We start from the raw sequence: 12,731 nt of genomic DNA on the forward strand, positions 1-12,731 counted from the left end.
TTCTTGGAATTTTTTTTTGAAATCCCAATGTTAAATTTTTAACTTCAATGTTAATTTAATATGAACGGAATATTAAAATGTTGTAACTTTGTCGTTAGGTAAGATAAATATTAACTCAAAATCAATTGATTATGGAAATGAAAATGATTAGCAAAATGGTTGCATTATCAATATTTGTATTGGCAGGTTTGTTCAGTGTGGCTCAGGCTCAGGAATCTGAGAAAAATATACAGGAAGTGGTGCTTCGCTCTGGCAATGCGTTCGGGGAACTTAGGAAACTCGTAAAAGATAATTTCGATTTCACAGCTTCGGAATATAAGGAAGGCGTCATCAATTCAGACCTCAGATTCAGTCTCGCTGAGAACGGAAAAATCACAAATATCCACGCCAAAGGCGACTGCAAAAATGTAAGCAAGGAACTGGAAAACGTTTTGGCCAATCTTCTTTACAAAGTGGACGTCAACAAGCTGAACCAAAATATGATGGCTACGACTTATGTGATGCCTGTGAGTGTCACGATAGATAATAGATAAATGTTTAAATTGTTATTAAAGAAAGTCATATGCAATCTCGTATATGGCTTTTTTTTTGATTTATTTGGGCGCCTTTATCCGTCTTCCACTCCCGCTTTTTTGTGCCAAGGCTTTTTCCTGCGCTAACAAAAAGAGCTCCGTTCAAGCCGGGGCGCGCTTCGCAAAATAGGAAGTTTTGTGATTGAATTTTCACGTCAGCATCCAATCAGTTTTCAGAAAAATTAAGTCTGATTACATTGTCAGGCTGAGCGGAGTCGAAGTCTTTCTCAATAGAAATAATCTTTTCTCCATTTTATTTCCTCTACTCAAGCGGAATTTTTTATATTTATGAACTAAGAAACTGAAAGACAAAAACTCAATTTTATGATTGATAAAAGAGTGAAAAACGCCCAAGAAGCGGTAAAAGATATAGAAAGCGGAATGACGATAATGCTCGGCGGATTCGGACTTTGCGGAATTCCTGAGAATTGCATCACAGAATTGGTCAACAAAAATGTAACAGATTTGACCTGCATTTCCAACAATGCCGGCGTTGACGACTTCGGATTGGGATTATTATTACAGAAAAAACAAATCAAAAAAATGATTTCGTCCTACGTTGGCGAAAACGCAGAATTCGAGCGACAAATGCTCTCAGGAGAGTTGGAAGTAGAACTCACGCCACAAGGAACACTTGCCGAAAAATGCAGGTCAGCACAAGCTGGGATTCCTGCATTCTACACACCAGCAGGTTTCGGGACAGAAGTGGCGGAAGGCAAAGAAGTCAAAGATTTTGATGGGAAACCACACATTTTGGAACACGCCTACAAAGCAGAATTTTCCATCGTAAAAGCCTGGAAAGGCGACCACGCCGGAAACTTGATTTTCAAAGGTTCAGCCCGTAATTTTAATTTCCCAATGGCAGGCGCCGGAAAAATCACGATTGCAGAAGTGGAAGAGTTGGTAGAACCAGGACAATTGGACCCGAATGAAATCCACATTCCCGGAATTATGGTCCAAAGGATTTTCCAAGGCGAGAATTATGAGAAAAGGATAGAGCAGAGGACTGTGAGGAAGAAAGTTTAAGTTCCTACTTTATTAATATCCTATTAGCTGTTTTTTAATAATTTTCTTTAAGTTTTTCAATTAATATTTTTGCTTCTTTGAAATCCATTCTAATTGCAATTGAGTCGGCTAATTCTTCAATTTTATCTTCTGTAAAATCATATAAATCTTCATATATTTTAGAGCATAAAGATTGTAGGAATACATTTGGACATTTTTTTATTCTTTTATAAAATTTATACAATTCTCTTATTGATGGTTCTTTATTTTTAAACTCAGGAATTTTGTTTTTTAAATCATTATTTTCAAAGTAATTTTCAGAGTGTTTTATTGCGTTATTAATTTCTCTAAGTTGGTTAACTTCTGTATAATTTTTAATGTTCTTTATTTCGATGTTTTTTAAAGACAAATATTGTCTAATAGATTCCCATTTGTAATTTTTGTCAAAATTCTTATCATCATAAGCTGCTTTAATTAGTTTTTTTAGATTAATTTCAAAGTGTTTAAAGGCGTAAATTATTTTCACTTCTAATAAGGCTGTGATTTCTTCTTCGATATATACGTTTTCTATGTAATAACCATATAATTGTTGTTCTAAGCTATGACCTGTTTGTTCAGCAATTTCATTTAGATTATTATATTTTTCTGGATTTTCCTGCTCCATTTTTCGCCATTCATCGTGTTCTTTCCAGTTGTTCTTAAGTTTCTTACCTAAGTCATCAATTATTTTGTCAATTGGATTGTCCAAAACATTATGTTTATCAAGAACATATGAATCTAGACTCATTTTGTTCATTTCCCTCTTTTCGTGAATTAAATTTGATTTTGTTCTTTCCATTTTTTTAAATTGTAGGTAACGCTTGAATGTAAATAATTACAATTAAAAAAAGCTATTTTTATATTTTCCTCTCTCCAATCTGCTGTCTCCACATTGCATAATACAAACCTTTTTCGGCAATCAGATTGTCGTGAGAACCCATTTCTATGACTTGTCCGCGTTCCAAAACGTAGATTCTGTCGGCGTGCATTATGGTGCTCAATCGGTGGGCGATGAGAACGGTAATTTGTTCTTTTTGTTCAGAAATATCTTTGATGGTGGTTGTGATTTCTTCTTCCGTGATGCTGTCCAAAGCAGAAGTGGCTTCGTCAAAAATCAAAAGATGTGGTTTTCTCAACAATGCTCTGGCAATTGCAATTCTTTGTTTTTCGCCACCACTTAATTTCAATCCACCTTCGCCGATGACGGTTTCAATTCCTTTTTCGGCGCGTTCCAATAAGCCTGTGCAACTTGATTTTTTCAAAGCCATTTGGATATCAGCTTCGGTGGCGTCGGGATTTACGAAAAGCAGATTTTCTCGGATAGTTCCAGCGAAAAGTTGCGTGTCTTGGGTCACAAAACCGATTTGATTTCTCAATTCATCAAAATCAAATTCCTTCCCATTAATTTCATTATAAAAAATATTCCCTTCCTGAGCGCGATAAAGTCCCACCAGAAGCTTAACCAACGTACTTTTCCCGGAACCACTTGGCCCGACAAACGCAATCGTTTCGCCATTTTTGACATCAAATGAAATATTGTTCAAAGCCTTGTATTGCGCAGACTGATGCTTGAAAGAGACGTGTCTGAATTCAAGTTCCTCAATCGCGCCAATTTGTTTCGGTGTCAAAGGTTTTTCTTCGACTGGCTTCTTCATCAGGTTATCGAAATTTTTCAAGGACGCTTCGGCTTCTCGATAAGAAATGATGATGTTTCCAATCTCCTGCATCGGACCGAAAATAAAGAATCCGTAGAACATCAATGACAAATATTGTCCTGGCGTCACAATGTTTCTGAAAATCAAATATAAAAGCGTCAGCGTAATCAATTGTTGAAGAAAATTCACCATCGTTCCTTGGATGAAACTTAATGAACGGATGCTTTTGACCTTCTTCAATTCAAGTCCGAGGATTTTGTAAGTGTTGTTGTTCAGACGTTTAACTTCTTGTTTGGTTAAGCCCAAACTTTTTACGATTTCGATATTTCTCAAACTTTCCGTCGTGCTTCCCGCTAAACTCGTGGTTTCAGTGACAATTGTTTTTTGGATATTTTTAATTCTTTTGCTTAATAGATTTGTGATAAAAGCAATGAGAAAAATTCCAACGACATAAACCGGCATTATCGACCAATGCAAACGAATCGCATAAACGGAAACGAAAATAATACTGACTAATATTCCAAAGAATATATTGATAAAATTGGTAATAAACTTCACCGAATCTTCTCTAACCTTAGTTAAAATCGATAAGGTCTCGCCACTTCTCTGGTCTTCAAATTCCTGATACGGCAACGCCATCGAGTGTTGTAGACCATCCGTGAAAATATTCGCCCCAAATTTCTGCGTAATCACACTCACGACATAATCCTGAAAAGCCTTAGCAATACGGCTTATCATCGCGGTTCCAATCAATAATCCAAGAAAATAAAACGCACCGTGGAAAACATCATTTCCATAAAGAAATTGATTCAGGTTTCTGGGCATTAATTTTTCTTTATCAAAAAAGTTGGGATGTGTGACCAATTGGTCGAGAATATTTCCTGTGATAGCGGGCGCAAACAAAGAAAAAACCTGATTGATAGTTGCTAAAATTAGGGAAGTAATCAACAACCATTTGTGAGGTTTGAGATAGTGTAATAATGTCTTCATAATAATTGGTGCAAAATTACTGATATAATTTCTCTTGACTCAGAAATAATTTAGGATTAATAGAATCTATAAAATCGATGAAGCCACATAGACAAAGATTAACTATATAACAAAGAAAATAAACGCAAAGATTTAATTTGAAAATTGAAAATTTTAGATTGCAAAGACAGATAAATCTGTGTTGATGAAGCTTGCGGTTGAATTCTTTCAATCCAAAAAGTAATTAATTTTTTGACCTTCATCAAATCAATTTATTGGTGATTCTTTGCTAACTTAAGTATGAATGTTTTAATAAATCTTTGCGTTTAAATTTTGCATAATGAAAGGCAAATGTTATTAAAAAATGTTATGTAATCAAGATTTTTATATAAATTGCAGGACAACATTTGACTATGCTTACAAAAGAACAAATCGCACAGCGCATCTCCAAAGAAGTGAAAGACGGCTACTACGTAAACCTCGGAATCGGGATTCCGACATTGGTGGCAAACTACGTCCCAGACAATCTTTCCGTAGAATTCCAAAGTGAAAATGGTGTCTTGGGAATGGGACCTTTTCCATTCGAAGGCGAAGAAGATGCAGACCTTATCAATGCGGGAAAACAAACCATCACGATTCTACCGGGCGGTTCTTTTTTTGATTCGGCTTTCAGTTTTGGGATGATTAGAAGTCAAAAAGTTGACCTTACGATTCTCGGCGCAATGGAAGTTTCCGAAAACGGCGATATTGCCAATTGGAAAATTCCAGGCAAAATGGTGAAAGGAATGGGTGGCGCAATGGATTTGGTAGCGTCGGCAGAAAATATCATCGTCGCAATGATGCACGTGAACAAAGCTGGAGAATCCAAGATTTTGAAGAATTGCACGCTTCCTTTGACAGGTGTGAATTGCGTCAAAAAAGTAGTGACAGAATTAGCCGTTTTGGAAGTGACCGACAAAGGTTTCAAACTTCTGGAAAGAGCTCCAGGAATTTCTGTAGATGAAATTATCAAAGCAACAGAAGCTGATTTGATTATTGAAGGTGAGATTCCGGAGATGCAGTTTTAAAAATTAAAAGATTAAATAATTAAAAGATTAAAAAAGTCGCAGAGTTTCCACTTTGCGACTTTAATTTTGTCTAAATTCTAAATTCTAAATTCTAAATTCTAAATTCTAAATTTATTTTTTAACCGCTCCAAAAACCTTTTGTAGAATAGAAGTGGTTCTCATAGCCGCATTGTTTCTGATTCCAGTTTCTTTTTCAGCCACCATTTTGAAAACACCGTTGATGGTTTCTGTGGTCACATATTCGTTAAGGTCCGTCGTTACAGCTTGTCCAGTGAAGGTGTTGTATTTTGAAATCATATTTTTCCAAACCGTGTCTGCGCCAACTTTACTCAATGAAGCTTGTACTTTTGGCTGAAAAGCGGTGAAAAGTTGCGTCTGCGTTTTGGTTTGAAGATAATTGGTCGCTGCATTGTTGCTTCCCAAAAGAATATTCTTTGCATCCGTAATTGTCATTGATGTTATCGCGCTTGCAAAAATCGGAGTTGCTTCTGTCACGGCGTCTTCTGCCGCTCTGTTGAGCAATTTAACGCCTTGGTCTGCCAGACTTCCTAAACCAATGCTTCTAAGTGTCGTATCAATCTTTCTCAGTTTTTCTGGCATTAAGATTTTAACGGCTTCATTTTTTAGGAAACCATCCGTTACACCTAATTTTTGTACGCCTTCTTTCACACCAAGATTCAAAGCTTCTTTTAGGCCTGATGATATTTGAGTGGAAGTTAAACTGCCGAGATTGATATTGGAATTTGAGTTCGTAGTCGTGGTGGTAGAACCCGTCGTAGTCGGGTTTTGTGTTTTCGTATTGTTCAAATCTACGCCTGTTTTGGTTTTGACAGCTGATTTTAGAATATCAAAAATCTGTGTTTGCGTTTGCGCTTGAGAGGAAACTGAAAATATTAAACCAGCAGCTAAGAAAATCGTTTTTTTCATTATTTATAATTTTATACAAATTTAGATGATTAATTTGAAGCGTTGTTAAATGTACTCACAAAGTAATTTCTGAAAAATGTTATTGTTATACACAATCCCGCAGCCCGACTTGAGTGGAGCTCTTTTTTGAATTGGGAAAAGCCTTGGCAAAAAAAGCGGGAACGGAAGGCGGAAATAGCTGCCCAAATTTTAATTCTGATTTCGCAATATCACATCGTACAAATCCTGTCGTCTGTCGGTCAAAGTTTTCACGGCACCGTTGTAATGAAGCTCTTTCAATAAATTCAAATCCACATCGACAATGATGGTCATCTCGGTATTTGGCGTTGCTTCACCTTTGATGGCATTGGACGGAAACGCAAAATCCGAAGGCGTGAAAACCGTGGCCTGACCGTATTGAATATCCATATTGTTCACGCCAGGTAAATTCCCTACGCAACCTGCAATCGCGACATAACATTCATTTTCTATGGCTCTTGCGGCCGCGCAATGGCGAACGCGCGTGTAAGCATTCTGAGTATCTGTAAGATAGGGGACGAATAGAATTTTCATTCCTTGGTCGGCCAGCAATCTAGGCAATTCTGGAAACTCGACATCATAGCAAATGATAACGCCCACTTTTCCACAATCTGTATCGAAGACCTTGATCTCATTTCCGCCGGTCATTCCGTAATATTTCTTTTCGTTTGGCGTGATGTGGACTTTTCTATATTCATCGATTTTTCCGTCTCGGTGAAGGAGATAACTCACGTTGAACAGTTGACCTTCCTCCAAGATCGGCATACTTCCGGAGATGATATTGACATTGTAGCTGATAGCCATTTCGGAAATTTTTTCTTTGATCTCTTCCGTGAGTTCAGAGAGTTTTTCCATTGATTCTCTTTCATTCAAATGATTGAAAGGGGCGAGTAGAGGTGTGTTGAAGAGTTCCGGGAACAGACAAAAATCTGACTGGTAGCCAGCGACTGCATCTACGAAAAATTCGACTTGTTTGTAAAATTCCTCAATGTCTTTTAAAGGTCGCATCTGCCACTGGATAAGGCCGAGGCGAATGACACTGTCCTGCATCGTATTTTTCTTCGCTGTGTAGTAGATGTTGTTCCATTGCAGAAGTACAGCGTATTCTTCGGACTCGGAATCGCCTTTGAGATAACCTTTCAGGATTTTGACAGGTGAGAAATTATTACCAATTTGAAAACTCAAAACTGGGTCGAAGATTTCCTTGTTTCTCACTTTCGTGATGTATTCTCGAGGTGATAACTCTGAGCTATATAAATGATAATTTGGGATTCTGCCACCTACGATGATGGATTTTAGATTCATAATTTCGCAGAGTTCTTTTCTTGCGTCGTACAATCTTCTGCCAAGTCTCAAAGCTCTGAAATCGGGATCCACGAAAACCTCGATGCCGTAAAGCACATTTCCGATATTGCTGTGCGTGTTGAAAGTCCCATTTCCTGTGATCTCATCGTAGGTATGTTGGTCGCCGTAAAGCTCGTAATTGACATTGATGGACAAAGCCGCTGCCGCCAATTTTCCATCGACGAGGATGCAAATTTGTCCTTCTGCAAATATGGATGTCAGCTTTTGGATATTCCTTTTGCTCCAGACATTGTCGTCAATCACGGGATAGGCTTTCTGCATTGCTTCTGCCAGATCATCATAATCATCAACGGTCAATTTTCTAATTTCTACCTGCATTATTTATACTTTTCTATTAATATTTGTTTTAAAGTTTTCATTCCTTCCGTGGCCGAGGCTTTGAAATAATTCTCATTTCGGGTGAACGAGTTTGGATTTTCTAGGTTAGGGTCGATGACAAAAACTTCGCAATGACTTGGAACATATCTCACGACAGAAGCCGCGGGATAAACCTGCATCGAAGTTCCGATGACCAGGAACAAATCAGCTTGTGAAGCAATCTCAATCGCATTGTCCATCTCAGGAACCATTTCGCCAAACCAGACAATGTGAGGGCGAAGTTGCGAGCCATCGCTATGAAGATCGCCTAAATGAATATCGTCTTCCCAATCCAATATTTTATTTTCATTATCGACAGATCTTGCTTTCTTAAGTTCGCCGTGAAGATGAATGATCTTGGTGGAACCGCCTCGCTCGTGAAGATCATCCACATTCTGCGTGATGATGTAAACATCAAAGAAATCCTCCAGTTCTGCAAGCAATTTGTGAGCCGCATTGGGTTCTACGTCTTTCAGCTGTTTCCTTCTGGCATTATAAAAGTCCAAAACCAACTTCGGGTTTTTAGCAAAACCTTCGGGCGAAGCGACATCTTCCACACGGTGATTTTCCCAAAGTCCATTGGAATCACGAAATGTTTTGATACCACTTTCTGCTGAAATGCCTGCGCCGGAAAGCACGACCAGTTTCTTCATTGATTTAAAATTTTCTTTAAATATAATGAATTTTCCACCGCAGAAGTTCCCCAAGTGTTATTGAACATGATGTAAAATTCCTTTTCAGTTTTTTTAATTTTCTCTGCCAGGTCATTTAAAAAGTCTTCTGAATAAGGCGATTTATAAAGCGTCGGTTTCCCATGGAGGCGATAGTAGCCGATTTTCGAATTGGTGACAATAATATCTTCGGATAAATTTCCTGGAAAACTTGTTCCGCTGAAAATCCATTTTTTGTCTTTGAATATTTTTAAAATCTCGTCACTCCACCAGGAATTATGACGAAATTCTACCACAATTAGAAAGCCATCAGGCAGATTTTCATTAAGCCATTTCAGATTTTCTGATGTGTAATGAAAGGAAGGCGGAAATTGGAAAAGAAAGCCTGCCAACTTTTCCCCAAGATGAGTCTTGATGTAATTGCAGAATTCTTCAATCTCCTCTTTCTTATTTTCAAAAGGTTTTTGATGAGAAATCGTTTTTGGAATTTTAATAAAGAATTTGAAGTCATCTGGCGTTTCATATACCCATTTTTGAAGTGTTTTAGCCGTTGGTTTTCTGTAAAATGTGCTGTTAATTTCCACAATATCAAATCTCTGAGAATATAATTTCAGGAAATCCTTGTTCTGAGAATCTGCAGGATAAAGCGAACCTTTCCAGTCTGCATTGTAAAATCCGGAACAGCCAATGTGGTATTTTGTCTTCGAAGTTTTCATTTTTATTAATGATTAATTTCTGTGCCAATTATCATTAAATCAATTAATTAAATCTGTTATGATATTTATCATACCGAATTAGTATGAAATAAATTTGGATGGATAAATCTTTTGACCCTACTTTTGCAAAGTGATTACGAATTGCTGTCATACTTATTAAGAAAGACCGAGGGAACTGACCTTATGACGTCTTAACAACCTGCCGAGAGGAAAGGTGTTGCATTCAGCCTTTGAAAAAAGGAAAAATAAGTTTAAAAGTTTTTATTATTGGACCAAACACATCCTTATATAACTTCTTCTAGACTTGTCTGGGGGAAGTTTTTTTTTATTTATAGAACGTAAAATTTAGAATATATGAACAAAGTAACTATTATTAATTCAAGGAAAGGCATTGCGCTCACAGCGGCGGTAATTTTCTTTTCTGGGATTACATTCGCACAAGCTCAGGAAACAAATCCTGCCAAAGATACCGTGTCCGACAAACAGATTGAGGAAGTGGTTTTGGTCGGATCCAGAAGTGGTGGACGTTCCAAAGCGGACAGCCCGGTTCCAGTGGACGTTTTCAACCTGAAAGAGATCCAGCAGAGTTTGCCGCAGACGAACATCAATCAAATCCTTAATACGATTGCGCCGTCTTTTACATCAACCATTCAGACCAATGCAGATGGATCGGATCACTCAGATCCTGCACAGTTGAGAGGTCTAGGACCAGATCAGACCTTGATTTTGGTTAATGGCAAAAGAAGACATACATCAGCTTTGGTAAATGTGAATGGCGCTCCAGGAAGAGGAACCGTAGGAACTGACCTTAATGCCATCCCAGCTTTTGCACTTTCCAGAATCGAGGTTTTGAGAGACGGTGCGTCTGCACAATATGGTTCTGATGCAATTGCAGGCGTGATGAACCTCCAGTTGAAAAGAGATACAGGGAAACTAACAGGACAATTGAACTACGGTGGTTATCTGACCAACGCAGCGAAAGACCACACAGGAAACTACGACGGTCAGCAATATCAATTGGATTTGAACTACGGAAATAAGATTGGCAACAAAGGTGGTTTTTATAATATCACCTGGTCTTCCCAATTCCGTGATCCTACGAGAAGAGCTGGAACAGAAAGTAGTTCAATCTACAACGCGTACAACGCAATCGAGAAAAGAGCGGCTGAAAATGGCGTCAATCTTTCGTCTTATTTCAATAATATCACAAATCTGAAAGGAACTGCAGGTGAACAAGATTTTGTGAATTTGATTCATCAATATTCTCAAGGCGTTGGTTATTTTGATTCTGGTTTCCAAACAAGTATTCAAAATGCATCCACAATTACAGCCCTTCAAGGTCTATTGGGCGCGAATGTGACTGATAATGAATTGGCTTACAGAGGACAAACCAGAAAAGACTTCAACATGCAAGTTGGGCAGTCTAAACTGAACAACCACCAATTATTTTTAAACGCAGAAGTGCCACTGAATGACAATTGGAAAGCTTATACTTTCGGAGGTTACTCTATCAGAGATGGGCAATCAGGCGGTTTTTACAGAAGACCAAACCAAGCGAGAACTTTCACAGGACTTAACATTGACGGTTATTTGCCAGAAATCCATACAAGAATTCAGGATGTTTCATTGTCTGCAGGCGTTAAGGGAAAATGGAATGGATGGAATGTTGATCTAAGCAATACTTTCGGACAAAACAGTTTTGATTACACGATTGAAAATACTGGAAATACGAGTTTAAGATTCAATTCTCCAAGCACTTTCAAAGCTGGTGGATTGCAGTTTTTGCAGAACACGATCAATTTGGATTTCAGCAAATCGTTTGACGTTTTCCAAGGGATTAACGTAGCTTTCGGAGCAGAACAACGTCACGAGAATTTCAGGATCAATCCAGGTGAGGAAGCTTCTTACACAGCTTATGATATCAACGGAAATCCTCAGACACCTACGACTCCAAACTCTTTGAAACCAACTGACTTTTTTGGAGCTGCTTTGGCAGGAAGTTCTCAGGTTTTCTCAGGCTTCAGAGCTGAGAATGCTACGAATAAAAATAGAAATTCCTACGCCGGATATGCTGATGTAGAATTCAATTTTACCAATTGGTTATTGGTAGATGCAGCGGTTCGTTACGAGGATTATTCAGATTTTGGTTCGACTTTCAATTACAAGTTGGCTTCCAGGATCAAACTTTCAAACGATCTTAATTTCCGTTTTGCAGGTTCCACAGGTTTCCGCGCACCATCGATTCATCAGATCTATTATAACACGACATCAACTTTATTTACTACACTTCCGCCAACGCCAGAGAATCCAAACCCTCAACCATCATTGGTAGAAGTAGGAACTTTCAGTAATGATTCTACGGTTGCAAGAGGATTGGGAATTAATAAATTGAAACAAGAAACTTCAAAATCTGTAAGCACAGGATTCACGTATAAGATTCCTGCTCTGAATTTGAATATCACGGCAGATGCGTATTTCATCAGAATTGATGACAGAATTGTATTGACAGATCAATTTGCAAGACCAACAGACCAGCAGATTGCTAATAATCCTAACAATTCTAATCTGTTAGCACTACAACAGGAATTTGATAAAAACAATGTGAATGCCGCACAATTCTTTGCCAACTCCATCGATACAGAGACAAAAGGTTTGGACGTGGTCATCAGCCATAACTACAGAACTGGCGATGTGAAACTGACTAACGATTTTGCAATCAACTTTAACAAAACCAAAAAAGTGGGCGATATTCACGCATCTGATCTGTTGAAAAATGCTGGTTTGGAAAATACATATTTTGGTGAAAGATCCAGAGTCTATTTGGAAGATTCAGTTCCAAAAGTAAAAGCGAGTTTGTCTCACAGTTTGACTTGGAATGATTTCAGTGTCTATTTGAGAAATACTTATTACGGCAAAGTGTATGGAGCAGACGTTGTAGATGCGAACTTTGACGGCATCATCTTACCAAACGAACATCAATTGGTTTCGGACAAGATCATCACCGATTTATCGATTGGTTACAATATCAGCAAAAACTTCAACCTGACAGTTGGAACCAATAACTTGTTCGATATCTATCCCACGAAGAATGTGACAGCTTCTACGAACAATGACCAGTTTATCTACTCACGTTCTTCGTCTCAGTTTGGACAAAACGGAAGATACGTCTTCAGCAAGCTGACTGTCTCATTTTAATCAGACGATTTTTTAAGGTTTTATATTTGTTTTGAAATGGCATCGGGGTTTTCCTCGGTGTCGTTTTTTTTAACCACAAAAGTCACAAAAGGTTATAGTTTATTTCTACGAAAACAAAAAGTTCAAAAAAGAATCAGGAATTTCTTTTTTGAACTTTTTAAAATGATTTTCAGAA

At 37.9% G+C, this 12,731-nt stretch carries 10 protein-coding genes and 1 riboswitch; of the genes, 4 read left to right on the forward strand and 6 right to left on the reverse strand.

Features of this window, described 5'->3' with window-relative positions; all coding sequences use genetic code 11:
• The first annotated feature begins 131 nt into the window (after positions 1-131).
• Both BMW39_RS14860 and BMW39_RS14870 read left to right on the forward strand, forming a co-directional pair.
• On the forward strand, positions 132-533 hold the full coding sequence (locus BMW39_RS14860) for a hypothetical protein (protein WP_034974599.1): 402 nt from the start codon (positions 132-134) through the stop codon (positions 531-533).
• A gap of 363 nt (positions 534-896) precedes the next feature.
• The gene (locus BMW39_RS14870) at positions 897-1,598 is read left to right on the forward strand and encodes a CoA transferase subunit A (RefSeq protein ID WP_034974601.1); all 702 of its coding nucleotides are present in this window, start codon (positions 897-899) and stop codon (positions 1,596-1,598) included.
• Between the two features lie 34 nt (positions 1,599-1,632).
• On the opposite strand, the gene BMW39_RS14875 is transcribed toward BMW39_RS14870, so the two are convergent.
• A complete protein-coding gene (locus BMW39_RS14875; protein ID WP_034974602.1) occupies positions 1,633-2,415 on the reverse strand; it encodes a hypothetical protein in 783 nt (260 codons plus the stop codon).
• A 58-nt stretch (positions 2,416-2,473) separates the two neighbouring features.
• Positions 2,474-4,261 carry an ABC transporter ATP-binding protein gene (locus BMW39_RS14880; RefSeq protein WP_034974603.1) on the reverse strand — a complete coding sequence of 596 codons (1,788 nt, stop codon included), beginning with the start codon at positions 4,259-4,261 and terminating at the stop codon, positions 2,474-2,476.
• 392 nt (positions 4,262-4,653) lie between these two features.
• Between BMW39_RS14880 and BMW39_RS14885 the strand changes: the two genes are divergently transcribed.
• Positions 4,654-5,307 carry a CoA transferase subunit B gene (locus BMW39_RS14885; protein WP_034974604.1) on the forward strand — a complete coding sequence of 218 codons (654 nt, stop codon included), beginning with the start codon at positions 4,654-4,656 and terminating at the stop codon, positions 5,305-5,307.
• Between the two features lie 111 nt (positions 5,308-5,418).
• Here BMW39_RS14885 and BMW39_RS14890 read toward each other — a convergent pair whose 3' ends face one another.
• The 4 genes from BMW39_RS14890 to BMW39_RS14905 all read right to left on the reverse strand — a co-directional run bounded on the left by BMW39_RS14890 (position 5,419) and on the right by BMW39_RS14905 (position 9,361).
• Positions 5,419-6,234, reverse strand: a complete 816-nt coding sequence (locus tag BMW39_RS14890) for a DUF4197 domain-containing protein (protein WP_034974605.1) — start codon at positions 6,232-6,234, stop codon at positions 5,419-5,421.
• Between the two features lie 189 nt (positions 6,235-6,423).
• A complete protein-coding gene (locus BMW39_RS14895) occupies positions 6,424-7,935 on the reverse strand; it encodes a carbon-nitrogen hydrolase family protein (protein WP_034974606.1) in 1,512 nt (503 codons plus the stop codon).
• Positions 7,935-8,627, reverse strand: a complete 693-nt coding sequence (locus BMW39_RS14900) for an SIR2 family NAD-dependent protein deacylase (RefSeq protein WP_034974607.1) — start codon at positions 8,625-8,627, stop codon at positions 7,935-7,937. Before BMW39_RS14900 ends, BMW39_RS14895 begins: the two co-directional genes overlap by 1 nt.
• On the reverse strand, positions 8,624-9,361 hold the full coding sequence (locus BMW39_RS14905; protein ID WP_034974608.1) for a DUF72 domain-containing protein: 738 nt from the start codon (positions 9,359-9,361) through the stop codon (positions 8,624-8,626). The genes BMW39_RS14900 and BMW39_RS14905 overlap by 4 nt, the downstream gene beginning before the upstream one ends.
• A gap of 150 nt (positions 9,362-9,511) precedes the next feature.
• Positions 9,512-9,613: riboswitch (SAM riboswitch) on the forward strand.
• A 102-nt stretch (positions 9,614-9,715) separates the two neighbouring features.
• Between BMW39_RS14905 and BMW39_RS14910 the strand changes: the two genes are divergently transcribed.
• Positions 9,716-12,556 (forward strand): TonB-dependent receptor plug domain-containing protein, encoded by a 2,841-nt coding sequence (locus BMW39_RS14910; RefSeq protein WP_051879884.1) that lies wholly within the window; start codon positions 9,716-9,718, stop codon positions 12,554-12,556.
• Positions 12,557-12,731: the final 175 nt, after the last annotated feature.

Origin of the sequence: Epilithonimonas lactis, assembly GCF_900110605.1 — a bacterium.
Lineage (GTDB): Bacteria > Bacteroidota > Bacteroidia > Flavobacteriales > Weeksellaceae > Epilithonimonas > Epilithonimonas lactis.